The sequence below is a fragment of the Sphingopyxis sp. YR583 genome (assembly GCF_900108295.1).
Classification (GTDB): Bacteria; Pseudomonadota; Alphaproteobacteria; order Sphingomonadales; family Sphingomonadaceae; genus Sphingopyxis.
The window spans coordinates 53,759-75,769 of the sequence record NZ_FNWK01000005.1 but is presented as its reverse complement, the minus strand read 5'-3'; the positions used below and the strand labels follow the sequence as shown (position 1 = coordinate 75,769).

The 22,011-nt window shown below is 64.0% G+C and carries 27 protein-coding genes; 14 read left to right on the top strand and 13 right to left on the bottom strand.

Annotation, left to right across the window (positions count from 1 at the left end):
- Positions 1-55 precede the first annotated feature (55 nt).
- Complete coding sequence (locus BLW56_RS19275) at positions 56-1,360, top strand: sensor histidine kinase (RefSeq protein ID WP_093513106.1); 1,305 nt, start codon at positions 56-58, stop codon at positions 1,358-1,360.
- A gap of 5 nt (positions 1,361-1,365) precedes the next feature.
- On the opposite strand, the gene BLW56_RS19270 is transcribed toward BLW56_RS19275, so the two are convergent.
- The 3 genes from BLW56_RS19270 to BLW56_RS19260 all read right to left on the bottom strand — a co-directional run bounded on the left by BLW56_RS19270 (position 1,366) and on the right by BLW56_RS19260 (position 3,070).
- Positions 1,366-1,992 (bottom strand): hypothetical protein, encoded by a 627-nt coding sequence (locus BLW56_RS19270; RefSeq protein ID WP_143043522.1) that lies wholly within the window; start codon positions 1,990-1,992, stop codon positions 1,366-1,368.
- Positions 1,993-2,090: 98 nt separating this feature from the next.
- A complete protein-coding gene (locus tag BLW56_RS19265; RefSeq protein WP_093512781.1) occupies positions 2,091-2,786 on the bottom strand; it encodes a glutathione S-transferase N-terminal domain-containing protein in 696 nt (231 codons plus the stop codon).
- Positions 2,783-3,070 (bottom strand): chorismate mutase, encoded by a 288-nt coding sequence (locus tag BLW56_RS19260; protein ID WP_093512779.1) that lies wholly within the window; start codon positions 3,068-3,070, stop codon positions 2,783-2,785. The genes BLW56_RS19265 and BLW56_RS19260 overlap by 4 nt, the downstream gene beginning before the upstream one ends.
- Positions 3,071-3,178: 108 nt before the next feature.
- Here BLW56_RS19260 and BLW56_RS19255 point away from each other — a divergent pair, with 108 nt between their 5' ends.
- The 4 genes from BLW56_RS19255 (at position 3,179) to BLW56_RS19240 (ending at position 7,393) form a co-directional block, all read left to right on the top strand.
- Positions 3,179-4,192, top strand: coding sequence for a polyprenyl synthetase family protein (locus tag BLW56_RS19255; RefSeq protein ID WP_093512777.1), 1,014 nt, complete (start codon positions 3,179-3,181; stop codon positions 4,190-4,192).
- Between the two features lie 7 nt (positions 4,193-4,199).
- Positions 4,200-4,586 carry a DUF1801 domain-containing protein gene (locus tag BLW56_RS19250; protein ID WP_256203706.1) on the top strand — a complete coding sequence of 129 codons (387 nt, stop codon included), beginning with the start codon at positions 4,200-4,202 and terminating at the stop codon, positions 4,584-4,586.
- On the top strand, positions 4,586-7,048 hold the full coding sequence (hrpB, locus tag BLW56_RS19245; protein WP_093512775.1) for an ATP-dependent helicase HrpB: 2,463 nt from the start codon (positions 4,586-4,588) through the stop codon (positions 7,046-7,048). The genes BLW56_RS19250 and hrpB overlap by 1 nt, the downstream gene beginning before the upstream one ends.
- Positions 7,049-7,114: 66 nt before the next feature.
- Entirely contained in the window at positions 7,115-7,393 is a 279-nt protein-coding gene (locus BLW56_RS19240; RefSeq protein WP_093512774.1) for an ETC complex I subunit, read from the top strand.
- A 30-nt stretch (positions 7,394-7,423) separates the two neighbouring features.
- On the opposite strand, the gene BLW56_RS19235 is transcribed toward BLW56_RS19240, so the two are convergent.
- The 5 genes from BLW56_RS19235 to BLW56_RS19215 form a co-directional block, all read right to left on the bottom strand.
- Positions 7,424-7,642, bottom strand: coding sequence for a DUF4170 domain-containing protein (locus BLW56_RS19235; RefSeq protein WP_093512773.1), 219 nt, complete (start codon positions 7,640-7,642; stop codon positions 7,424-7,426).
- Positions 7,643-7,724: 82 nt separating this feature from the next.
- On the bottom strand, positions 7,725-8,081 hold the full coding sequence (locus BLW56_RS19230) for a hypothetical protein (protein WP_093512771.1): 357 nt from the start codon (positions 8,079-8,081) through the stop codon (positions 7,725-7,727).
- A complete protein-coding gene (locus BLW56_RS19225; protein ID WP_093512769.1) occupies positions 8,065-8,454 on the bottom strand; it encodes a hypothetical protein in 390 nt (129 codons plus the stop codon). Before BLW56_RS19225 ends, BLW56_RS19230 begins: the two co-directional genes overlap by 17 nt.
- Positions 8,438-8,902: a phage holin family protein gene (locus BLW56_RS19220; RefSeq protein ID WP_093512767.1), complete on the bottom strand. Its 465-nt coding sequence runs from the start codon at positions 8,900-8,902 to the stop codon at positions 8,438-8,440. The genes BLW56_RS19225 and BLW56_RS19220 overlap by 17 nt, the downstream gene beginning before the upstream one ends.
- Positions 8,903-8,909: 7 nt before the next feature.
- Positions 8,910-9,458, bottom strand: coding sequence for a hypothetical protein (locus tag BLW56_RS19215; RefSeq protein WP_062184033.1), 549 nt, complete (start codon positions 9,456-9,458; stop codon positions 8,910-8,912).
- Between the two features lie 203 nt (positions 9,459-9,661).
- On the opposite strand from BLW56_RS19215, the gene eno reads away from it, so the two are divergent.
- The 8 genes from eno (at position 9,662) to BLW56_RS19180 (ending at position 16,103) form a co-directional block, all read left to right on the top strand.
- Positions 9,662-10,936, top strand: a complete 1,275-nt coding sequence (eno, locus tag BLW56_RS19210) for a phosphopyruvate hydratase (protein ID WP_093512765.1) — start codon at positions 9,662-9,664, stop codon at positions 10,934-10,936.
- A 236-nt stretch (positions 10,937-11,172) separates the two neighbouring features.
- Positions 11,173-11,334: a hypothetical protein gene (locus BLW56_RS20700; RefSeq protein ID WP_177176044.1), complete on the top strand. Its 162-nt coding sequence runs from the start codon at positions 11,173-11,175 to the stop codon at positions 11,332-11,334.
- Positions 11,335-11,404: 70 nt separating this feature from the next.
- Positions 11,405-11,731: an FtsB family cell division protein gene (locus BLW56_RS19205; protein ID WP_062181780.1), complete on the top strand. Its 327-nt coding sequence runs from the start codon at positions 11,405-11,407 to the stop codon at positions 11,729-11,731.
- 138 nt (positions 11,732-11,869) lie between these two features.
- Positions 11,870-12,940, top strand: coding sequence for a pyruvate dehydrogenase (acetyl-transferring) E1 component subunit alpha (gene pdhA / locus BLW56_RS19200; protein WP_093512763.1), 1,071 nt, complete (start codon positions 11,870-11,872; stop codon positions 12,938-12,940).
- 1 nt (position 12,941) lies between these two features.
- Positions 12,942-14,327: a pyruvate dehydrogenase complex E1 component subunit beta gene (locus BLW56_RS19195; protein ID WP_093512761.1), complete on the top strand. Its 1,386-nt coding sequence runs from the start codon at positions 12,942-12,944 to the stop codon at positions 14,325-14,327.
- A gap of 28 nt (positions 14,328-14,355) precedes the next feature.
- Positions 14,356-14,955, top strand: a complete 600-nt coding sequence (locus tag BLW56_RS19190; RefSeq protein ID WP_256203703.1) for a hypothetical protein — start codon at positions 14,356-14,358, stop codon at positions 14,953-14,955.
- Positions 14,956-15,039: 84 nt separating this feature from the next.
- Positions 15,040-15,753: a serine O-acetyltransferase gene (cysE, locus tag BLW56_RS19185; RefSeq protein WP_093512758.1), complete on the top strand. Its 714-nt coding sequence runs from the start codon at positions 15,040-15,042 to the stop codon at positions 15,751-15,753.
- A complete protein-coding gene (locus tag BLW56_RS19180; RefSeq protein WP_093512757.1) occupies positions 15,753-16,103 on the top strand; it encodes a DUF2794 domain-containing protein in 351 nt (116 codons plus the stop codon). Before cysE ends, BLW56_RS19180 begins: the two co-directional genes overlap by 1 nt.
- Here the strand turns inward: BLW56_RS19180 and BLW56_RS19175 are convergent.
- From BLW56_RS19175 to BLW56_RS19165, 3 genes are all read right to left on the bottom strand, one after another.
- Entirely contained in the window at positions 16,081-17,154 is a 1,074-nt protein-coding gene (locus tag BLW56_RS19175; protein WP_093512755.1) for a hypothetical protein, read from the bottom strand. The genes BLW56_RS19180 and BLW56_RS19175 overlap by 23 nt on opposite strands.
- A gap of 77 nt (positions 17,155-17,231) precedes the next feature.
- A complete protein-coding gene (locus BLW56_RS19170) occupies positions 17,232-17,885 on the bottom strand; it encodes a DUF4328 domain-containing protein (RefSeq protein WP_093512753.1) in 654 nt (217 codons plus the stop codon).
- A 60-nt stretch (positions 17,886-17,945) separates the two neighbouring features.
- Positions 17,946-18,848, bottom strand: a complete 903-nt coding sequence (locus BLW56_RS19165; protein ID WP_093512751.1) for an SDR family NAD(P)-dependent oxidoreductase — start codon at positions 18,846-18,848, stop codon at positions 17,946-17,948.
- A gap of 200 nt (positions 18,849-19,048) precedes the next feature.
- On the opposite strand from BLW56_RS19165, the gene BLW56_RS19160 reads away from it, so the two are divergent.
- Positions 19,049-20,407, top strand: a complete 1,359-nt coding sequence (locus BLW56_RS19160; RefSeq protein WP_093512750.1) for an OprO/OprP family phosphate-selective porin — start codon at positions 19,049-19,051, stop codon at positions 20,405-20,407.
- A 176-nt stretch (positions 20,408-20,583) separates the two neighbouring features.
- On the opposite strand, the gene phoB is transcribed toward BLW56_RS19160, so the two are convergent.
- A complete protein-coding gene (gene phoB, locus BLW56_RS19155) occupies positions 20,584-21,282 on the bottom strand; it encodes a phosphate regulon transcriptional regulator PhoB (protein WP_037510484.1) in 699 nt (232 codons plus the stop codon).
- Positions 21,282-22,001: a phosphate signaling complex protein PhoU gene (gene phoU, locus BLW56_RS19150; RefSeq protein ID WP_093512747.1), complete on the bottom strand. Its 720-nt coding sequence runs from the start codon at positions 21,999-22,001 to the stop codon at positions 21,282-21,284. Before phoU ends, phoB begins: the two co-directional genes overlap by 1 nt.
- Between the last annotated feature and the right edge of the window lie 10 nt (positions 22,002-22,011).

The following is a 22,011-nucleotide window of genomic DNA, read 5'->3' as shown; positions in this document are numbered from 1 at the left end:
CGCCGACAAGCCGCAAGCGCTGACCAGCCGGATCACCGGCTCGCTCGCGCGGCGCATGATCGCGATCGCGGCGCTATGGATATCTGTGCTGCTGATCGGCGGTGGTTTCGCGCTCGACCGGGTGCTGACCGGTGCGATCACGCGCAACTTCGATTCAGGCCTCGAATATGTGCTGATCGCGATGATCCGTTCGTCCGAAATCGGCCCCGACGGCGAGGTGCGACTGGTCGAACCGCTTGGCGACCAGCGCTTTCTGGAACCTTATAGCGGTCTCTATTGGCAGATCAGTGGCGGCAATCAGGAGCCCTATCGATCGCGTTCCTTGTGGGAGCGCACGCTGAAGGCGCCGGTGCCGCATATCGATAACGATATCCACACCTATGACAGCAACCAGTTTCCCGAAGAGGAACTGCGCGTGCTCGAACGCAATGTCATCCTGCCGGGCAGCAAGACCAATTGGCGGTTCCAGATCGCCCAGTCGCGAGAAGCGCTCGACACGCAGAACCGCGCGGTGCGGGCAACGTTGATCCCCAGCCTCGCCTTGCTCGGGCTCGGGCTCATCATCCTTGCGGCTTTACAGACCTTTTACGGTCTATGGCCGCTGCGGCATATCCGCCGTGCGATCGCCGCGATGCGCGGCGGGCAGAACCGGCGGGTCGATGCGCCGCTGCCGCTGGAAGTGCAGCCGATGGTCGACGAGCTTAACGCGCTTCTCGCGCATAATGAGAAGCAGGCCGAAGAGGCGCGGCTCCATGCCGGCAATCTCGCGCATGCGCTCAAGACGCCGCTCACCGTTCTCGTCAACAGCGCGACGAGTTCGACATCGGAGCTGGCCGAAACCGTGCGGCGCGAAGCTGCGACGATGCAGCGGCAGGTCGACCATCATCTCGCGCGCGCACGCGCGGTCGGGCGGCGCGGCGCCGCGCAGGCAAGGGCGGTTGTCTGGGATAGCGTCCACAGCGTGTCGCGCGCCGTCGCCGCGCTTTATCCCGACGCAAGGCTCGATGCCGAGGGCGACAAGACGCTGATCGTGCGCGTCGAGCGGCAGGATCTCGACGAACTCGTCGGGAATTTGCTCGAAAATGCCGCCAAATACGGCGGCGGCAGCGTCTTTGTGACGGTGCAGCGTGACGGAAATATGGCCGAAATCATCGTCGAGGATGATGGCACGGGTATCTCGCCCGACGACCGCATTCGCGTGATCGATCGCGGCGTGCGTCTCGACAGCGGCAAGCCAGGAACGGGCCTTGGCCTCGCCATCGTGCGCGATGTCGCGGAGATTTACGGGGGTAGCGTCACGCTTGAAGAGAGCGAGGATCTGGGTGGCCTGCTGGTGCGGCTGCGGCTACCGGCGGGATAGTCCGGTCATTTGACCGGCGCTTCCGGCTCGGCTTTGCCTGCATCCCCTGTATAGCCTGGTCCGACAAATGTCAGCTTGGCCAAGGCGGGCTCTTTCGCCATCGCCTTTGCCAAGGCGATTAGGCCTCGTCGCGAATTGACTCCGCAATATCGGGTGCTCCAGACGTCCATCAATGGGCCTTCGCGTCTGTTCGCGGCGGGGCATCGTCGTTGCAGGACATCGAAGGATTCGATCAGACTGTTGCTGGGCGGGCGAGCGAGCAAGAGATAGTCGCTGCCGGGCCGCATTCCCGACTGCAGAATCCACAGTTCGACTGGCTTGCCTGCGACACGTGTCGTTCCGATCTGGACAAAAAAGGAATAGCGGTAGCCGCTCTTTTCCAGCCGATCGCGATCCGCGGGACCGCTTTCGACAATTGCGCAATGAAAAACGCCATAATTGCCAAAGCGCATCCACTCCGAGGCGTCGTTTTCGTCCGCATCATTGCGCCTGAGCGTCCAGTCGCCGGTCGCGACGCGGCTTATGCAGCCGAAGCTGCCGTCGTCATCGGAAAAATGCTTGGGGATCAGATCATCTTCATAGCCATAGAGCGGCACGTCGGAATGGATCTGCTCGTCGTGCAGTTCGGGCAACTCGCGATCTTCATCGCCATTGGGTTGTGCGTTCCCGGCGACCGGAATCGATGTCGCAGCGAGAAGGATCGCGAGCCTCGCGACGAGTTGCTTTCGCGTCAAGTCGCAGTGACTTCCAGCCCGCGCTGGACCGCGGGGCGAGCGAGGCCGCGATCGAGCCATGCCTGGACATGGCCGAACCGGTCGAACCCGACGATCTCGCGCGCGTCGTAGAAGCCGATCAGGTTGCGGACCCACCCGAGCAGCGAGATATCGGCGATGCTGTATTCGCTACCCATCACCCAATCGCGCGTCGCGAGCCGCTCGTCGAGCACCCCAAGCAGGCGCGCCGATTCTGCCGCGTACCGATCGCGCGGACGCTTGTCCTCATATTCGCGGCCGGCGAATTTGTGGAAGAAACCGAGCTGGCCGAACATCGGGCCGACGCCGCCCATCTGCCACATCACCCATTGGATCGTCTCGTAACGCGCGTTCGGGTCGGTCGGGATGAACTGGCCGCTCTTGTCGGCAAGATAGATCAGGATCGCGCCCGATTCGAATAGGGCCAGCGGCTTTCCGTTCGGCCCGTTCGGATCATAGATCGCCGGAATCTTGCCATTGGGATTGAGCGCGAGGAAGGCCGGATCATGGCTTTCGTTCGCCATGATGTCGATTCGATGCGGTTCGTAAGCGAGGCCGGTTTCCTCAAGCATGATGCCCGCCTTCACGCCGTTCGGCGTCGGCGCGGAGAAAAGCTGGATGCGGTCGGGGTGCTGTGCCGGCCAGCGGACGAAGATCGGATGGTCGAGGCTCATGCTTCCTGCTCGCGCTTCGCCTGCTGATGGTGGCGGATCACCTCGTCGATGATGAAGCGCAGGAATTTCTCGGTGAAATCGGGGTCGAGATCGGCGTCGCGCGCCAGTTCGCGTAGCCGCCCGATCTGGCGCTCCTCGCGGCCGGGATCGGCGGGGGGAAGGCCATCGCGCGCCTTGAGTTCGCCGACTGCCTTGGTCACCTTGAACCGTTCGGCGAGCATGTAAACGAGCGCGGCGTCGATATTGTCGATGCTCTGGCGATAGCGGCTCAATTGGTCGTCCATGGGTCGGCGGCTCCTCTCTTCTCCGGCAGGCTTGGCACCGTCGAGGGGGCGGAAGCAAGCCGAAAGTCGTTGCAAAATTGCGACCACGGCGCCAAGGCTCGCCGCGTTATGACTGCGGAAATCCACCAGCTCCACGGCGACCGGCCACCCTCGCTCGACCCGATGATGGCGCTTGTCGCCGCGGATATGAACGAAGTGAATTCGGTCATTCTGGATCGCATGCAATCCGAAGTCCCGCTGATCCCCGAACTGGCGGGTCACCTGATCGCGGGCGGGGGCAAGCGGATGCGCCCGATGCTGACGCTCGCGTGCGGCAAGCTGCTCGACTATCCGGGTCGCCGCCATTGCAAGCTCGCCGCTGCAGTCGAGTTCATCCACACCGCGACCTTGCTCCACGACGATGTCGTCGACAAATCGGACCTGCGCCGCGGCCGCAAGACCGCGAACATCATCTGGGGCAACAGCGCCTCGGTGCTCGTCGGCGATTTCCTGTTCAGCCGCGCGTTCGAGGTGATGGTCGAGGACGGCTCGCTGAAAGTGCTGAAGATCCTCAGCCGCGCCTCGGCTGTGATTGCGGAGGGTGAGGTCAACCAGCTCTCGGCGCAGCGTCGGATCGAGACGAGCGAAGACCAGTATCTTGCGATCATCAACGCCAAGACCGCCGAGTTGTTCGCCGCCGCGTGCAAGATCGCCGCGGTCGTCGCCGAGCGCGATGAGGCGACCGAAGCCGCGCTCGATGCCTATGGCCGCAACCTCGGCATCGCGTTCCAGCTCGTCGACGATGCGATCGATTATGTTTCGGACGCCGAAACGATGGGCAAGGGTGTCGGCGACGATTTCCGCGACGGCAAGGTCACGCTGCCCGTCATCCTCGCTTACGCGCGCGGCAGCGCCGAGGAACGCGAGTTCTGGAAGCAGGCGATCGTCGGGCACCGCACGTCGGACGAGGATCTCGCCTATGCGACTTCGCTGCTCCACAAGCACGACACGATCGCCGATACGCTCGCGCGGGCGCGCCATTATGGCCAGCGTGCGGTAGATGCGATCGGCGGTTTCAGCGCCAGCCAGGCGAAGTCGGCGTTGACCGAAGCCGTCGCCTTCGCGGTCGCGCGCGCCTATTGAGGCGGGTATGGCGATGATGGGCCCCGCGGCGGACAGCCCCGACGCCTATATCGCCGCGCTGTCCGGCTGGCAGCGCGAACGTTGTGAAATGATGCGCACGGCGATCCAGCGTGCGGCCCCCTTTAGCGAGACGATCAAATGGACCAACCTTGTCTTCATGGCGAATGGTCCGTGCATCCTGATCCGCGCCGAGGAGCATCGTGTGCTGCTCGGCTTCTGGCGCGGCAAAAGGCTCCGTGAGGTGGAGCCCCGCATCAAGGCGAGCGGCAAATATGAGCTCGGCAATCTGGTCATGACCGAAGCCACCCAGGTGGCGGAAGAGACCGTCGAGAAACTCGCCGCAGAGGCCTTTCGACTGAATGCCGAACTGGGCAATCCGGCGGCGCGCAGCTGATGCAAGCCTTGCCGATAGATGCGGTGTTGCCCGATATCATGGCGGCGCTGGTGCTGAAGCCGAACGCCGTTGTCGTTGCGCCCCCGGGTGCGGGCAAGACGACGCGCGTCGCCCCCGCAATCCTCGATCAGCCGTGGTGCAAAGGCAATGTCTGGCTGCTCTCTCCGCGTCGGCTTGCGGCGCGTGGCGCTGCCGAGCGGATCGCCGAAGAGATGGGCGAAGCCGTCGGTGGGCGGGTCGGTTATGCGACACGGCTCGACAGCAAGCAGTCGCCCGCGACGCGGCTGCTCGTGATGACCCCGGGTCTGTTCCGTAACCGCATCCTCGCCGACCCCGAGCTCCAGGGCGTGTCGGCTGTGCTGTTCGACGAGGTCCATGAACGCAGCCTCGACGGCGATTTTGCGCTCGCGCTTGCTATCGACGCCCAGCAGGGGCTCCGCGACGACCTACGGCTTGTGGCGATGTCGGCGACGCTCGACGGCGCGCGCTTTGGTGCCTTGCTCGGCAATGCGCCGGTGGTGAGAAGCGAAGGCAAGATCTGGCCGCTCGACCTGCGTCACATCGGTCGCCGTGCCGAGGACCGACTGGAAGCATCGGTGCTCGCCGCCGTGCGTCAGGCGCTCGCCGACGAAGCCGAAGGTGACATGCTCGCCTTTCTGCCCGGTGCGGCCGACATCGAGCGCGCGGCTACGGCGGCGGAGGACGCGCGACTGCCGCTCGCGGTGCACCGCCTCCACGGCCAGATCGATCCGGCCTTGCAGCGCAAGGCGCTCGTCCGCGATGCCGATGGACGGCGCAAGCTGATCCTCGCGACGAGTATTGCCGAAACCAGCCTGACCATTGATGGCGTGCGTATCGTCATCGACGCCGGCCTGTCGCGCCGTCCGCGCTTCGACAAGGCTGCGGGCATCGCGCGGCTTGTCACCGAGCGGGCGAGCCAGGCATCGGCGACGCAGCGCGCGGGGCGTGCGGCGCGGCAGGGGCCGGGAGTGGCCTATCGCCTGTGGGAGGCTGCGGCGACTGCGGGGATGCCGCCGTTCGATCCGCCAGAGATACATGAAAATGACCTGATGCCCGTCGTGCTCGATTGCGCGAGCTGGGGTATCGTCGATCCGCGCCAGCTCGGCTGGCTCGACCCGCCGTCGCCCGTCGCGATCTCGGAAGCGAAAACGCGACTGCAGGCGATTGGTGCGCTGGCCGACGATGGCCGCATTACGGCGCATGGCAAGGCGCTGGCGGCGATCCCGTTGCCGGTTCCGCTCGCGCATATGCTTCTTGACGCGGCGCGTGCGGGTGAGGGCGAGACGGCCGGGCGGCTCGCGGTGCTGCTGACCGAGCCGGGGCTCGGCGGGCGCGGCGTCGATGTCGAAGCGCGGCTTGGGCGCTGGCTCGGGCAGCGGAACGAGCGCAGCGAGGGCGCGTGGCGCCTCGCACGGCGGCTGGCGACGATCGGCGAGAAGTTGGCGGCGGAAGCCAGCGATATCGAACCGCGTTCGATCGGCGGCTGGATCGCGACCGCCTGGCCCGACCGCGTCGCGCGACAACGCGCCGGGCAGCGCGGCGAATATCTGAGCGTCGGCGGGCGGGCCTATCGTATCGACCCGATCGATCCGCTCGCCGGCAGCGAATGGCTGGCGATCGCCGACGCGCAAGGCCATGCTGCGGGCGTGCGTATCCTCGCCGCGGCGCCGATCGATCAGGCCGAGGTCGAAGCGTTGTTCGCCGACCGCATCGTCGCCCATTCGGCGAGCAGTTACGATGGCGCCAACGACCGCGTCGACCATCGCCGCGAGCGACGGCTCGGCGCGATTGCGCTGACCAGGGGGCAGGCGGGGCGCAGTGAAAATGCCGAGGACGATATCGCGGTGCGCATGGCCGCGGTGCGGAGCAAGGGGCTGGGGCTGATCGGTTGGGGGCCGGCTGCGCAGGCCCTACGCCAGCGCGCCTCCTATGCCGGGATCGATGCGCTATCCACCGGCGCGCTCGCCGACAGCCTTGAGCTGTGGCTGGAACCTTTGCTTTCGGGATGTCGCGGATTGCGCGACATGGGTGATCGCAAGCTGGCAGACGCGCTGATGGCGCTGCTCGACTGGCCTGCACGGCAATTGCTCGAGAAGCATGCGCCAGCAGATTACACGACGCCGGTCGGTAGCCGGCACCCAATCGATTATGGTGCTGATGGCGGTCCGACGGTCAGCCTGCGCGTCCAGGAATTGTTCGGGCTTGCGCGCCATCCTACGATCGGCGATCCGCCGGTGCCCTTGGTGCTCGCGCTGACATCGCCGGCGCATCGGCCGATTCAAACGACGCGTGACCTCGTCTCCTTCTGGAGCGGGAGCTGGCATGACGTCGCGCGCGAGATGCGTGGGCGCTATCCCAAGCATAATTGGCCCGACGATCCGGCGAATGCGCGGCCGAGCCTGATGACGAAAGCGGCGCAGGCGCGGCGCGATGCGCAATAGGCCCCTTTTCGAGTGCGCCGGTTGACGCTAAGGCGGCCGCACAGGCCCCAGAACAGGACGACCCCGATGAAAGCGCGTATTTTCCAGAAGCCCAAGAATGCCATGCAGTCGGGGCGTGCCGGGACACAGCGCTGGGTACTCGAATATGCCCCGGCTGAAGCACGCAAGGCCGATCCGTTGATGGGCTGGGCGGGCAGCGGTGACACGCAGCGCCAGCTTCGCCTGGGTTTCGCGAGCCAGGAAGAGGCGGTTGCCTACGCAGAGCGCAATGGCATCGAGGTGGAGGTGACGGCGACGCCGGTACGGACGCTGAAGATTCAGGCCTACGCCGACAATTTCCGCTGATAAGAAGACGGCCCCGAAGGGCCGTCATATTCAGGCTTCGCTGTCCGGCTGCAACAGCTTGTGCAGGTGGACGACGACATATTTCATTTCGGCATCGTCCACCGTGCGCTGCGCGGCGCTGCGCCACGCCTTTTCGGCGGACTTGTAATCCGGATAGAGGCCGACGACGTCGAGATTATGGAGATCGACGAAATCGAGACCCTGCGGATCGGCGACGCGTCCGCCGAACACGAGATGCAATTTGCTCATGGTTGCTTTCCTTGCGGGTTAGCGCGGGGGAGGGGAGAAGCCGCGCCCCCTACCAGCGCTTGGCCCTTACGGCAAGTGTGGCTCAGTCTTCGTCCTTGCGGCCCTTTGGCAGCAACGAGCCGAGCAGCGCGCCGATCGCGACGGCGCCCGCGACCAAGGCCAGCGGCTGCTTTTCGGCGACATCTTTCAGCTTGCTGTTCGCGCGTTTCGCCTGCGCCTTGCCCTTTTCATAGGCCTCGCCAGCGGCTTCACGGGCGACGCCGGCCTGTTCGCTCGCCTTGGCGGCGAAATCTTCGGTGGCGGCGCGGGCGCGGCCATAGCCGTCCTGAATGCGCGCCTTCGCCGCCTCGGCGGTCAGGCGTGCGTTTTCGGCGGTTTTCTCCGCAAGTTCACTCGCTTTTGCACGCGTCTCGCGGGCGGTTTCACCGAACGGCTTCATCTTCTTCCTCCACTATTTCGATGTCATGTTCGTCCGCCGGTTCGTCGGCGCTACGGAAATGATCGGCGACATCAGCCGCCAGATCCTGAATTTTTTGCACCAGACGCGGTGCATGCTCCTTGATCGGTTCGCGAAGCAGCCAAGCGACGCCCGCCGCGGCCGCGATCGCGATCGGAAGGCGGTTGTTCCGAAACTGTTCCTGCACGGCATGCGCCGTGTCGTCGACGGCTTCGCCAATCCGGTACTTGCCGCGATCGACGAGTGCGCCGGGTCTGAATGCAGCGCGCGCGACGTCAAGCCGGCGATGCAGTTCGGAACGCTGCAGCATCGAGCGGCGCGCTGCGGCGATCAGGCGATTACGCGTCCGCGGCATCGTCGATCCCTTCGTTTGTGAGGTCGCGCCGAAGTGCGGTGCGAATGTCGCCATAGCTGCGCTGCGCGCGCCAGCCCGCGAAGGCTGCGACCGCAAGCAGAATGGCAACCACGATCAGCGTTGCAATAAAAGGCCCGACATGCGGCGCCAAGGCGAGGATCGCCCCGAAGGCCAATGCCAGCATGGCAATACCCAAAGCAGAGGCGGCAACTGCACCCCAGCCCGCCGTCCACGACGCGCCGTGAAGCGCGAGCTCCGTGCGTGCTTCGAGCAGTGCAAGCTCCGCCTTTGCCGTTGCCGAAAGATTGTCGACGACATCGCCGACGATCTTTTCGAGCGGGACGGGGGGCGGAGCAAGCGGACGTCCGTCGGGGGCGTAACCGTGACTTATGCCATCAAAGCTGCGCGCGTCGGACGTCGGCGGGGTATTCGGATCAGAAGATGCCAAGGTCCGGTCAATCGTTCGAATTGCCCTTGAGCATACGGGCAAGCACGAAGCCGATCACCGTGGCGGCGCCGACGGCGATTGCCGGGTTCTTTTTGACCATGTCGCGCGTCGATGCCGCGAGTTCGTCGAGATCCTTCTTGTCGAGCGTCGTGGCGAGGCCGGCGACGGTCGTTGCGGCTGAGCGGGCATAGTCGCCATATTGTTTGCCGAACTTGCTGTCGACGGTGCCGGCGCTGTCCTCGAGCAGCTTGGCGAGGCTGCCGACGGCTTCGGCCGCCTTGTCCTTGCCCTTGTTCGCGGCATCGCGCGCCTTAGTCGACGCCTGATTCTTCAACGTCGTCGCTTCCTGCTTCAGCGAGGCGGCCTTTTTCGATGCTTCGGATTTGATGGTGTCGCGCGTCGCGGCGATCTGGTCGCGGATCGGGTGATCCTTGGCGGCGGCCTTCACGGTTGCGGGCTTGCGTGCGGGCGCGGCCTTGGTTGCTGCGGCCTTCGCGGGGGCCTTGGGACGGGGAGCTGCGGCTTTCTTCGTCGCGGGAGTAGCGGCTTTGGCCATCATTTAGTCCTCTTCTGTCGTGTCGGGCGCCGCGCATGCGGTGGGCCTCTCTTGGTCCTGCAAGAATATATAGCAAGGCGAGCCGAATGGTTCCATCCCTCCGCAAAATTCCTATGCAGCGGTTGCACTGACGTCACCCTCCCGATAACAGGCGGGCGCCTTTCTCCACCGGCCGCTTCGAGGCCGCCAGCAGGACATATTCCATGACCGCCATCATCGACATCCACGGCCGCGAAATCCTCGACAGCCGGGGCAATCCCACCGTCGAAGTCGATGTGCTTCTGGAGGACGGCAGCTTCGGCCGCGCCGCGGTTCCCTCGGGTGCCTCGACCGGCGCGCACGAAGCCGTCGAACTCCGCGACGGCGACAAGTCGCGCTATCTCGGCAAGGGTGTCATCAAGGCGGTCGCCGCGGTGAACGGCGATATCGCTGAAACGCTGATCGGCCTCGATGCCGAGGACCAGCGCGAACTCGACCAGGCGATGATCGACCTCGACGGCACGCCGAACAAGAGCCGCCTTGGTGCCAATGCGATCCTTGGCGTCAGTCTCGCCGCCGCGAAGGCCGCGGCCGACGCGCGCGGCCTGCCGCTCTATCGCTATGTCGGCGGCGTCTCTGCTCGCACGCTTCCCGTCCCGATGATGAACATCATCAACGGCGGCGAACATGCCGACAATCCGATCGACGTGCAGGAATTCATGATCATGCCCGTCGGCGCCGGCAGCATCGCAGAAGCGGTGCGTTGGGGCAGCGAAATTTTCCACACGCTGAAGAAAGGTCTGTCTGCCAAGGGGCTGGCGACCGCCGTCGGTGACGAAGGTGGCTTCGCCCCGAACCTCGCCTCGACGCGCGCCGCATTGGACTTCATCGCCGCCTCGGTTGACCAGGCGGGTTTCAAGCTCGGCACCGACGTCGTGCTCGCGCTCGATTGCGCCGCGACCGAATTCTTCAAGAACGGCAAATATGAAATCAGCGGCGAGGGACTTTCGCTGAGCCCCGAGCAGATGGCCGAATATCTTGCCGCGCTCGTCAAGGATTACCCGATCAAGTCGATCGAGGACGGGATGAGCGAAGATGATTTTGTGGGCTGGAAGGCGCTCACCGACCTCGTCGGCGACAAATGCCAGCTCGTCGGCGACGATCTGTTCGTCACCAACCCGCTGCGCCTTGAACAGGGAATCAAGGACGGCCTCGCCAACTCGCTGCTCGTCAAGGTCAACCAGATCGGCTCGCTTTCGGAAACGCTCGACGCGGTCGATATGGCGCACCGCGCGCGCTACACCGCGGTCATGTCGCACCGTTCGGGTGAGACCGAGGATTCGACGATCGCCGACCTAGCGGTCGCAACCAACTGCGGCCAGATCAAGACCGGCAGCCTCGCGCGCTCGGATCGGCTTGCGAAGTACAACCAGTTGATCCGTATCGAGGAAGAACTGGGCGACATGGCGCGTTATCCGGGCGCGGCGATATTTGCATAACATAGATTAAGTTATACGCGAATTGTTTAGGTCGATGGGCTGGAACTTGCTACGCTGTGCGTGACGGTTGCGGTTTTCCACTAGATCGGCTTTTCGTGGTCCGGCTTTTTTACCCGCAGTCCCTCCGTTTCTTACGGTCAGCCGATCGAAACATGCCGAAAGTCTGGTCGCACCAGCTTCCGTCATCTAAGGTATTTGATATGCGGTCCTTTCACATCTTGCTCGAGGATGAGTGCTTGGGCGAACCCTCGCGCATCGACTTCCAGGCCGAAAGCCCGGATTTTGCATTGCAGATTGCACAGGGGCAGGCAGCGGGCCGCAGCATCGAGTTGTGGGAGGGCGCGATGCGGCTTGGTACATTCTGTAAATCGGCGCCGCACCTCTGGCGGCTGTCGTGATGCGGTGAACGGTTGAAAAGCGGTGTTTGGCGCCTTGACGCCGCGAATCAACTCTGATTCAAGGGCCGGAATGACGCAGCGCCACAAATTCCGCAAATCGATGCACCGGGCCGCCGGCCCGGCCATTGCGGTGATGGTGGTGCTGGCGATGATCGGTTACATCATCTTCGGTCCGACGGGTCTCTACGCGTGGGGCGATTACGGCCAGTCGGTTGAAAAGCAGCGCGTCATCCTCAGCGAGCTGACAAAGAAACAGACCGAGTTGCAGAACCGCGTCAACCTGCTCGATCGCCGCCGCGTCGATCCCGATCTCGCGGAGGAATATGTCCGTGAAAAGCTCGGCGCCTATCATCCCGACGAGGTGATCATTCCGATGGAGCCCGACGCAAAGCCTTGAGCTTTCGCTGCGGCTTCGCTGCACCCATGCTGCATACGTAAGTTGGACGCGCCCCCATCCATGGTGGGCGTTGCCAAGTGCGTCGCCGCTCTCCTATATGGCGGCTTGCCGTAACGGCTAAATGCAAAGGAACCCGTCTTGGCCAAAGCACCTGCGCGAACCTCCCCCGCGCCCAAAAAGACTGCATCCACTCCGGCCGCCGCGACCAACCGCGAGCAACCGCGCGAACCCGTCCCCTATGACGCGACGCCCGAAGAGCTGGAGAAATTCTATCGCGAGATGCTGCTCATCCGACGCTTCGAGGAAAAGGCGGGGCAGCTTTACGGCCTCGGCCTGATCGGCGGTTTCTGTCACCTTTATATCGGTCAGGAAGCCGTGGCGGTCGGCCTGCAGTCGGCGCTGGACGGCGACAAGGACAGCGTGATCACCGGTTATCGCGACCATGGCCACATGCTCGCTTACGGCATCGACCCCAAGGTCATCATGGCCGAACTGACGGGACGCCAAGCCGGCATCTCGAAGGGCAAGGGCGGCTCGATGCACATGTTCAGCGTCGAGCATAAATTCTATGGCGGTCATGGCATCGTCGGCGCGCAGGTGTCGCTCGGCACCGGGCTCGCCTTCGCGCACAAATATCGCGGCGACGGCGGCGTGGCGATGGCCTATTTCGGCGACGGCGCCGCGAACCAGGGCCAGGTGTACGAGAGCTTCAACATGGCCGAGCTGTGGAAGCTTCCGATCATCTTTGTGATCGAGAATAACCAATATGCGATGGGCACGTCGGTCAACCGTGCGTCGGCCGAGGACCAGCTTTATCGCCGCGGCGAAAGCTTCCGTATCCCCGGCATGCAGGTCGACGGCATGGACGTGCTCGCGGTGCGCGGTGCGGCCGAAGCGGCGCTCGAATGGGTGCGCGCGGGCAAGGGGCCGGTGCTGATGGAGCTCAAGACCTATCGCTATCGCGGCCATTCGATGTCCGACCCCGCCAAATATCGCAGCCGCGAGGAAGTGCAGGCGGTGCGCGACAAGAGCGACGCGATCGAACATCTGAAAAAGCTGATGACCGACGCCGGCATCAGCGAGGACAAGTTCAAGGATATCGACAAGGAAATCCGCCAGATCGTTGCGGATTCGGCCGACTTTGCGGAAAGCGCGCCCGAACCCGAACTTCATGAACTTTATACCGACGTGCTGGTGGAGCAATATTGAGATGGCCATCGAATTGAAAATGCCGGCGCTGTCGCCGACGATGGAAGAAGGCACGCTCGCCAAGTGGCTCGTCAAGGAAGGCGACGCGGTGAAGTCGGGCGACATTCTCGCCGAGATCGAGACCGACAAGGCGACGATGGAATTCGAAGCGATCGACGAGGGCACGATCGGCCAGATATTGGTCGCCGAGGGTACTGATAATGTGAAGGTCGGCACCGTAATCGCGACGATTACCGGTGAGGGTGAGGAAGCGGCCGCTCCGGTGTCGGCCGCCGCACCTGCCGCTGCGCCTGAACCGAAGGCCGAAGCACCGGCGCCAGCTCCGGCACCGGCGGCCGCACCGGTTGCGGCGCCCGCCGCCGCAGAGCGCGCGTCGGACCCTGCGATCCCGGAAGGCACCGCGATGGTCAAGCTGACCGTCCGTGAAGCGCTGCGCGACGCGATGGCGGAAGAAATGCGCAAGGACGACCGCGTCTTCGTGATGGGCGAGGAAGTCGCCGAATATCAGGGCGCGTACAAGGTCACGCAGGGCCTGCTCCAGGAATTCGGACCGCAGCGCGTCGTCGATACGCCGATCACCGAATATGGCTTTGCCGGTCTCGGTGCGGGCGCGGCGATGGGCGGTCTTCGCCCAGTCATCGAATTCATGACCTTCAACTTCGCGATGCAGGCGATCGACCACATCATCAATTCGGCGGCGAAGACCAACTATATGTCGGGCGGCCAGATGCGCTGTCCGATCGTGTTCCGCGGTCCGAACGGCGCCGCAGCGCGCGTCGGTGCGCAGCACAGCCAGAATTATGCGCCCTGGTACGCCAGCGTTCCCGGCCTGATCGTGATCGCGCCCTATGACGCGGCCGATGCCAAGGGGCTGCTGAAGGCCGCGATCCGCACCGAAGACCCCGTCGTCTTCCTCGAGAACGAACTGCTCTACGGCCGCAGCTTCGACGTGCCCGAAGTCGATGATTTCGTCCTGCCGATCGGCAAGGCGCGGATCATGCGTCAGGGCAGCGACGTGACGATCGTCAGCTATTCGATCGGCGTCGGGCTCGCGCTCGAAGCCGCCGACCAGTTGGCAGGCGAGGGCATCGACGCCGAGGTCATCGACCTTCGCACGATCCGCCCGCTCGACACTGCGACGGTACTCGCCAGCCTCAAAAAGACGAACCACCTCGTCATCGTCGAGGAAGGCTGGCCGACATGCTCGATCGCCAGCGAACTCGCGATGGTCGCGATGGAGCATGGCTTCGATGATCTCGATGCGCCGGTGATGCGCGTGTGCAACGAGGATGTGCCGCTGCCCTATGCGCACAATCTCGAAAAGGCCGCGTTGATCGATACCCCGCGCGTCGTCGCAGCCGTGAAGGCGGTCCGCAATCGCGCCTGACGACCAAGAGACGGCCTTCTATCCCGATATGCGCGATCCGCGCGTGCTGGTCTCCGTGCCGCACGCGCGGCGCGCCGCCATGTCGGCGTTGTGGGGATTTGCCGCGCGGCTGACCAAGCTGCTGCTCGATGCTCGCGAGCCGCTGATCGGGCAGATCAAGCTTGCCTGGTGGCGTGACATGGCGGCGATGATCGCGAGCGATCCGGCGTCATTGCCCAAGGGCGAACCGTTGTTGGCGGAGCTTCAGGCGACATGGGCGGGGCAGGGCGGTCTCGATACGCTCGTCGACGCCGCCGAAGCGATGCTGCTCGCCGAGACGGACGAGGAACGGCAAGCCGCGTCCGAAAGCTTTGGCGGGCAGCTTTTCACGCTGTCCGGCGGCGACGAAGCCGGCGGAAAACGCTGGGGTTTCGTTTGGGGCGCGGGTGTAGAGGAAGGTGAGCGCGAAGCGCGCGATCTTCTGGGCCATGCCAAGATTCTGGCCGCGCCGCCACGCCGCGGTTTTGTCGGAAACCGGTCGCTCCTGATGCTTGACCGCTGGGCCGCGGAGATTGCGGCGAACGACGGCGAACGGCACCTGCGCAGCGAAGGCCTGCTGCTGCTGCGCATCGGCCTTTTCGGCCGCTGACGACTAAAAATGCGTCGGGGGTGGAAATAGCACCTCCAAACAACTATCTTCGCCAGAACAAACGGGGTCGCAGGGGACAATGCGATGTTCAACGGGCTGGTCGCCTATCTCGATTCGATCAAGGCGCGCGACCCTGCGCCGCGGTCGCGTTGGGAAATTCTACTCTATCCGGGCCTGCTTGCGGTCGGGATGCACCGTATCGCGCATTGGCTTTTCGAGGCGCAGCTGTTTTTCCTCGCGCGCTTCGTCAATCATCTCTCGCGCTTCCTGACCGCGATCGACATCCATCCGGGCGCGACGATCGGCGAGCATCTGTTCATCGATCATGGTTTCGGCGTCGTGATCGGCGAAACCGCCGAGATTGGCGACAATGTCTCGATCTATCAGGGCGTGACGCTCGGCGGTACCGATCCCGCGAACGGTGTCGGCGGCAAGCGCCACCCGACGCTTGCCAATGATGTGATCGTCGGATCGGGCGCGCAGATCCTGGGGCCCGTCACCGTCAACGCGCGCGCGCGCGTCGGCGCGAACGCCGTGGTGACCAAGGATGTGCCCGAGGGTGCGGTGATGGTCGGCATCCCGGCGCGCTCGACCCTGCTCGACGCCACCGAATATGCGCGCGAGTTCGTGCCTTATGGTACGCCGTGCAGCGAAACCTTCGACCCCGCGACGCAGAAGATCGAACTGCTGCAATGCCAGCTTGATCAGATGCAGAAGCAGCTCAAGGCTCTGCTCGACGAACGCGAAATCGCCGAGGAACAGGCGCCGCGGCGCAAGGGGAGCCGGACCGGCGCCTGATGGGGACCGTGACACCCCTGCCGTTCGGAAATAACCGGGCGGTTCCGCAGCAGACCGGTTTCGAGCGTCCCGAGCTCATGCGTATCCTCGATCTCTACGGCCGCATGGTCGCGGCGGGACACTGGCGCGACTATGCGATGGATTTCCACCGCGACGCCGCGATCTTCTCGGCCTTTCGCCGCGCCGCCGAGCGCCCCGAATATCGCATAGAAAAACGCCCCGCCTTGCGGAGCCGGCAGGGCATGTGGGCCCTTGTCTCCGAAGCCGGGGCGATCCTGAAACGCGGGGACGAGCTTGCCAATGTGCTCGCCCCCGTCGAACGCAAACTTATGAAGCTGGTTGGAGACTGACGGTCCGCGTTGTCGCGGGCAGCTGGTTCGCGAGATTGTCGGGCAGGAAGCCCACGACCACCGCTCGGGCATTCTGCCAGAAGGCCGAGAGCAGCAGCAGCGCCGATCCGATCACGAACGCCGTCAGCGCGACATTGAGTTCGACCGCGCCAAAGGTGTTGAACAGCTGCGTCATCGCGAACAGCACATAGGCGAGCGCCGAGACGAGCAGGGCGCGGCGGTCGATCGCGAGCGCGATCAGGCCGAACAGGATGTAGACGCCGATCACCATCACCGCCGCGGCGCTGCCGATGTCGTCACCGCGCGTGACGCCGAGCAGATGGAAGATCGGATGCGCGATCATCGGCGCGGCGAGCAGGTGAAGCCAGAAGGCGACATCGCTGCGGCGCGTTTGGCGTACGCGGTCGCTACGGTCCCACCACATCGCAAGCGTGAAGACGCCGAGCCCCGCGATCAGCACCAGCGTCATCGGCAGCGTGCCGTCGGGGCCCGGGGCGCCGGTGATGGCGAGGACGAGTGCGACGGCCGTGGCTGCTAGCGCCGCGGTGCCGGCGGCGACGGTGATCGGCACCATGAAGCGTTTCCAATGGAGCCAGGTCGCGCCCGCGGTAACCGCGGCGATCGCGCCGGCGACGACGGCCAGCGTCGTCTCGCCCGGATTATGGCCGAAAATATCCTCGCCATGCTTGACGAGGAAGCCGATCATCGTTGCGCATACGCCGCCCGAAAAGGCCAGCACGAGTACGATGCTGGGCAGCGCCATACGGCGCTGACGGGTGAAATATTCGGCGAGGAGCCACGCCGAGCCGGCGACGAACGCTCCGCCGAGCGCGGGATGGATCGAAGCGCCGATCCAGCCGACCGCAACGAGCAGGATCACCGCGGCGATGCTGACGAAAATATCGTTGAAACCCGTGATCAGGCGGAATGATTCCTCATCCGCTCCAGGGGCGGCGCGCACCGATGCGATATGCGACCGGAAAGCCAGTGCGGCCTCCGGCGTCAATACCTTTGCATCGACCGCGGCTTGCAGGTCGCTTTCACTATACATCGGGGTCGTCCTTCTGTCCGATCCCCTTGCCCCAACGACCTATTATCCGAACTGTATTGGTGATGCAATACAATAAGTCAGGAAAATATATGCGATGCTGTCAGCTTTTCGCGCTGCGCGATTGTGATGCGATCGACCAGCCGTAGCGCCGAGGGATAGAGTATCAGGCTGACGACCGAACCCACGATGCCGAACATCGTCGCCAGTTGAGCGTCGTCGATCGTGTCGGCGCGCAGCGACAATCGGGTCGATATATTGTTGGCAATGTTCGAAACCAGCCAGGTCGCCCACCATATGGTGAGCAGACCGTTGCCGTGATCGAGGGCATCAGCCCGATGGCCGTGACTGGCGTTCCAGATCTGCCGCATCGCCTGAAACGGTTTCACGAGATTGGCGATGGGGATGAAGAACCAGCCAACCGACCAGCCCGGCGTATAGTCGAAACCGACAACTTCGGCCGCCGCGACATTGGCCGCGGCGCGGTAGATCCACATCGAAAAGAATATGATCGTCGCGATCGTGACCGCGACGCTCAACAGTGCGACGCTCGCGTATAGCTGCGCCGGGGGCGAAAGCTCGACTTCGTCGAGGCTGATGACCCCGCCATATTCGGCGATTTCGCCGACCATCACCGCGATAACGAGCACAAAACCTGCGATCAGCAGGGCTTTGACGAGTTTTGCCCGTTGTTGCAGCAGGTCGATGCCGCTGCCCAGATCCATTTCTGCCATACTCCATCCCCCGCACGGGAACGCCGCCCCGGCATTCCCATGCGGAAAGATGTATCAGGCTCAGCCCAGCGCCTGCAAGGCGCGCATGACGGCCATCGACTGCTCGCTGCCCGACTGCGGGACGGTTTCGCCGTTGCGGTCGATAATCTTCTCCCACGCTGCGGCGACCCCCTCCGGGGTGCGTTCGCCTTCGGGAAGCGCGACACCCGGGGTCATGGTGACATAAGCGGCGTGGAACGCGCCCGCGCCCGCGCCGACGATCATGTTGGTCGGTGCGTCTTCGCTGACCAGGTAGAGCGCGGCCGGCACGACATTCTCCGGCGTGAACTTTTCGAACAGCTCGGCAGGGAAAATGTCTTCGGTCATGCGCGTGCCCGCGACCGGAGCGATCGTGTTGCAGCGGATGTTATATTTCGCGCCTTCAAGATGCAGCGTCTTGGTCAGGCCGGCAAGGCCCAGCTTCGCCGCGCCATAGTTTGCCTGGCCGAAATTGCCATAGAGGCCGGTCGACGAGGCCGTCATCAGCAAGCGGCCATAGGCCTGTTCGCGCATCGTGTCCCACACTGCCTTGGTGACATTGGCGCTGCCGCTGACATGCACCTTCAGCACGAGGTCGAAATCGGCGGGCTCCATCTTGGCGAAGCTCTTGTCGCGCAGGATGCCGGCGTTGTTGATGACGATGTGGATGCCGCCCCATTCTTCCTTCGCCTTGGCGACCATTTCGACCATCTGCTCATATTCGGTCACGCTGCCGCCGTTCGACATCGCGGTGCCGCCCTCGGCGCGGATTTCCTCGACGACCTGCAGCGCCGCGTCCGAATGGCCGGTGCCGTCACGTGATCCGCCGAGGTCGTTGACAACGACCTTCGCGCCGCGGCGTGCGAGTTCGAGCGCATAGGCGCGGCCAAGGCCGCCGCCGGCGCCGGTAACAATTGCAACGCGTCCGTCAAACTTGATCGTCATGATGGTCTCCCGAAAGGGGCCGCACCCAAAGAAAGGTTGCCCGAAAAAACCGGACCGTCCTTAGCCGTTCGCGCTCGACTGGCAAGAGGGCGAAAAAAAACGGCAACCGAAACAAAAATGTCATGCAAATGACGTGCATCTGTCATCTAAGCGTCATAGCAGCGCCCTCAGATTGTAACCTTTCGCACCGGAGCAACTCTATGCGCCATGTCCTCACTGCCACCTTGCTGGCAACGTCGATGCTCAGCTTGCCAACCGCTGCGCATGCGCAGGCCATGACCGCCGAAGAGGCCGCGCAGCTTCGCGCCGAACTTGCCGCGCTGAAGGCGCAGGTGCAAATGCTCGAAACGCGGCTGGATGCCGCGACGGCGCAGCCGGCTCCCGCGCCGGTGCCGACACTCGTGCCGCCGTCGGTGACCGCCAAACCGGCGACCGAAATCAGCTGGAAGGGTGCGCCCGAGATCAAGACCGCCGACGGCTGGAGCTTCAAGCCGCGCGGGCGGATGCAGTTCGATGTGGCCAGTGTCGATGCGCCCACCGGCGTGCTGGGACCGCGTGGCGGTTTGACGACCGAAATCCGGCGCGTATTCCTGGGCGTCGATGGCAAGATTCCGGGCGGTTTTTCGTACCGCGTCGAGGCCGATTTCGCCGGTGGCTCGGCCGAACTGACCGACGTCTATTTGACTTATGGGCAAGGGCCGCTGTCGGTGACGGTGGGGCACATCAGGCATTTCACCTCGCTCGAAGATGTAACGAGCGACCTGTTCACCAGCTTTACCGAGCGTGCGGCCTTTGTCCCGGCCTTTGGTTTCGAACGCCGCGTCGGCCTGGGCGCGCAATATAAGGGCAAGCAGATTCTCGCGCAGGCGGGCGTGTTCGGCGACAATGCAAACGACCTGCTGGACGATGCGAACAACAGCGTGAGCGCTGACGGACGGCTGGTGTGGATGCCCAAATTCGGCGAAACCCAGCTGCATCTGGGCGGGTCGCTCCACATTCGCGATTTCAATGACCAGTCGCCCACCGCGCGCTACCGTGCCCGGCCCTATGTCCATACGACCGACGTGCGTCTGGTCGATACCGGCAACATCAGCGCCAAGGGCGAGCGCGGCTATGGGTTGGAGGCTGCGCTGGTCTCGGGCCCGTTCCATGCGTCGGGTGAGAGCTTCTGGCAGACGATGAAGCGTCCCGGCTTTGCCGACCCGACTTTCTTCGGCGGTTATGCGGAGGTCGGCATGGTGCTGACCCCCGGCGACAGCCGCAGTTACAGGGATGGCGCGTTCGACCGGCTAAAACCGTCGAAACCGATCACTGCCGGCGGGATCGGCGCGATCGAGATCAACGCGCGCTACGATCATCTCGATCTCAACGACGCCGGAATCGTCGGCGGTCAGCAAAGGGCGGCGCTGATTGGCCTCGTCTGGGCGCCGATCGACTATATCCGCATCATCGCCAATTACGGCAAATTGTGGATCGACGACGCGCGCATCCCGACTGTCACGGGCGATCGCAACTATACGGCGGATACGTTCGGCCTGCGGACGCAGATGGATTTCTGATTTATCAGTGAGTCTGTTTAGGGTGGGGGGCGGACGTTCCTTATTTCGTCATCCCGGGCTTGACCCGGGATCCGCCTTCCTCCCGCCTGACGTTGAAAAGATAAGGCAGGCCCCGGGTCAAGCCCGGGGTGACGAAGAGGGTGATGTCCGCAATCGGTCGTTTGCCGTCGTCTTGATCAGACGCTCTTGCCGGCATCCAGCGCATAGCCCGCCGAGCGCACCGTACGGATGATGTCACTCGTGCCGGGCAGGTTGATTGCCTTGCGCAGGCGGCGGATATGGACGTCGACCGTTCGCAGTTCGATGTCGCTGTCCTGGCCCCACACGCTGTCGAGCAATTGCCCGCGTGAGAAGACGCGGCCCGGATGCTCCATGAAATGGCGGAGCAGGCGGAATTCGGTCGGGCCCATGGCGACGATCTGGCTGTTGCGCACGACCTTGTGTGCGACCGAATCGAGTTCGATATCGGCATAGGTCAGCATCTCGCCGGCCAGCGCGGGGCGCAGGCGGCGTAGCACCGCTTGCACACGCGCGACCAGCTCGCGAGGGCTGAACGGCTTGGTGACATAATCGTCGGCGCCGGTTTCAAGGCCGCGGATGCGGTCCTCTTCCTCGCCGCGCGCGGTGAGCATGATGATCGGGACGTTCGCCGATTTGGGGTTGCGGCGCAGGCGCCGGCAGACCTCGATGCCGGGCAGGCTCTCGATCATCCAGTCGAGCAGGACGATATCGGGCACACGCTCCTCGACGAGGACGAGCGCCTGCTCGCCGTCGGGGGTCTGGCGGACCGAAAAGCCCTCGCGCGCGAAATGCCAGACGATGAGCTCGGCAATCGCCTCGTCATCCTCGATGAGCAACAGGTCGGGCTGCGGCATCAGCCTTGCTCCTGCTCCGCGGCGCCATCTTCGGGCTGTTCGCCGCGCTCGCGTTCTTCCATCCGCTCGCCGGTCACGACATAATAGACCATCTCGGCGATGTTGGTCGCATGGTCGCCCATGCGTTCGAGGTTCTTGGCGACGAACAGCAGGTGCGCGCTTTCCGAAATATATTTCGGATTTTCCATCATGAAGGTGACGAGCGTCCGGAAGATGCTGTTGTAGAAATCGTCGACATTCTTGTCGCGGACGGTGACGCGGATCGCGAGTTCGGCGTCGCGTGCAGCGAAGCTGTCGAGCGCGTCGTGGATCAGCTCGACGACGATGTTCGACATCGACATCAGAAGCGGGATCGCCTCGATCGACCGCGTCTGGTCCATCAGCGCGACGCGCTTGGCGATATTCTTGCCATAGTCGCCGATACGCTCGACGACCGACACGATCTTTAGCGCCGCGATCATTTCGCGCAGGTCGTCGGCCATCGGCGCACGGAGCGCGATGGTCTGGACCGCGAGCTGTTCGACCTCGGCTTCCAGCGCGTCGATTTTCTTGTCGTCGCGCACGACCTGTGCGGCGAGATCGAGGTCGCCCTTGTTGAGCGCGGTCATCGCCTGGAGCAGCGCCTGTTCGGCGCGGCCGCCCATTTCGCTGATCAGCCCGCGCAGGCGATTGAGGTCTTCGTCGAAAGCCTTGACCGTATGATCGTTGGTTAGTGCCATCACTCTTGTC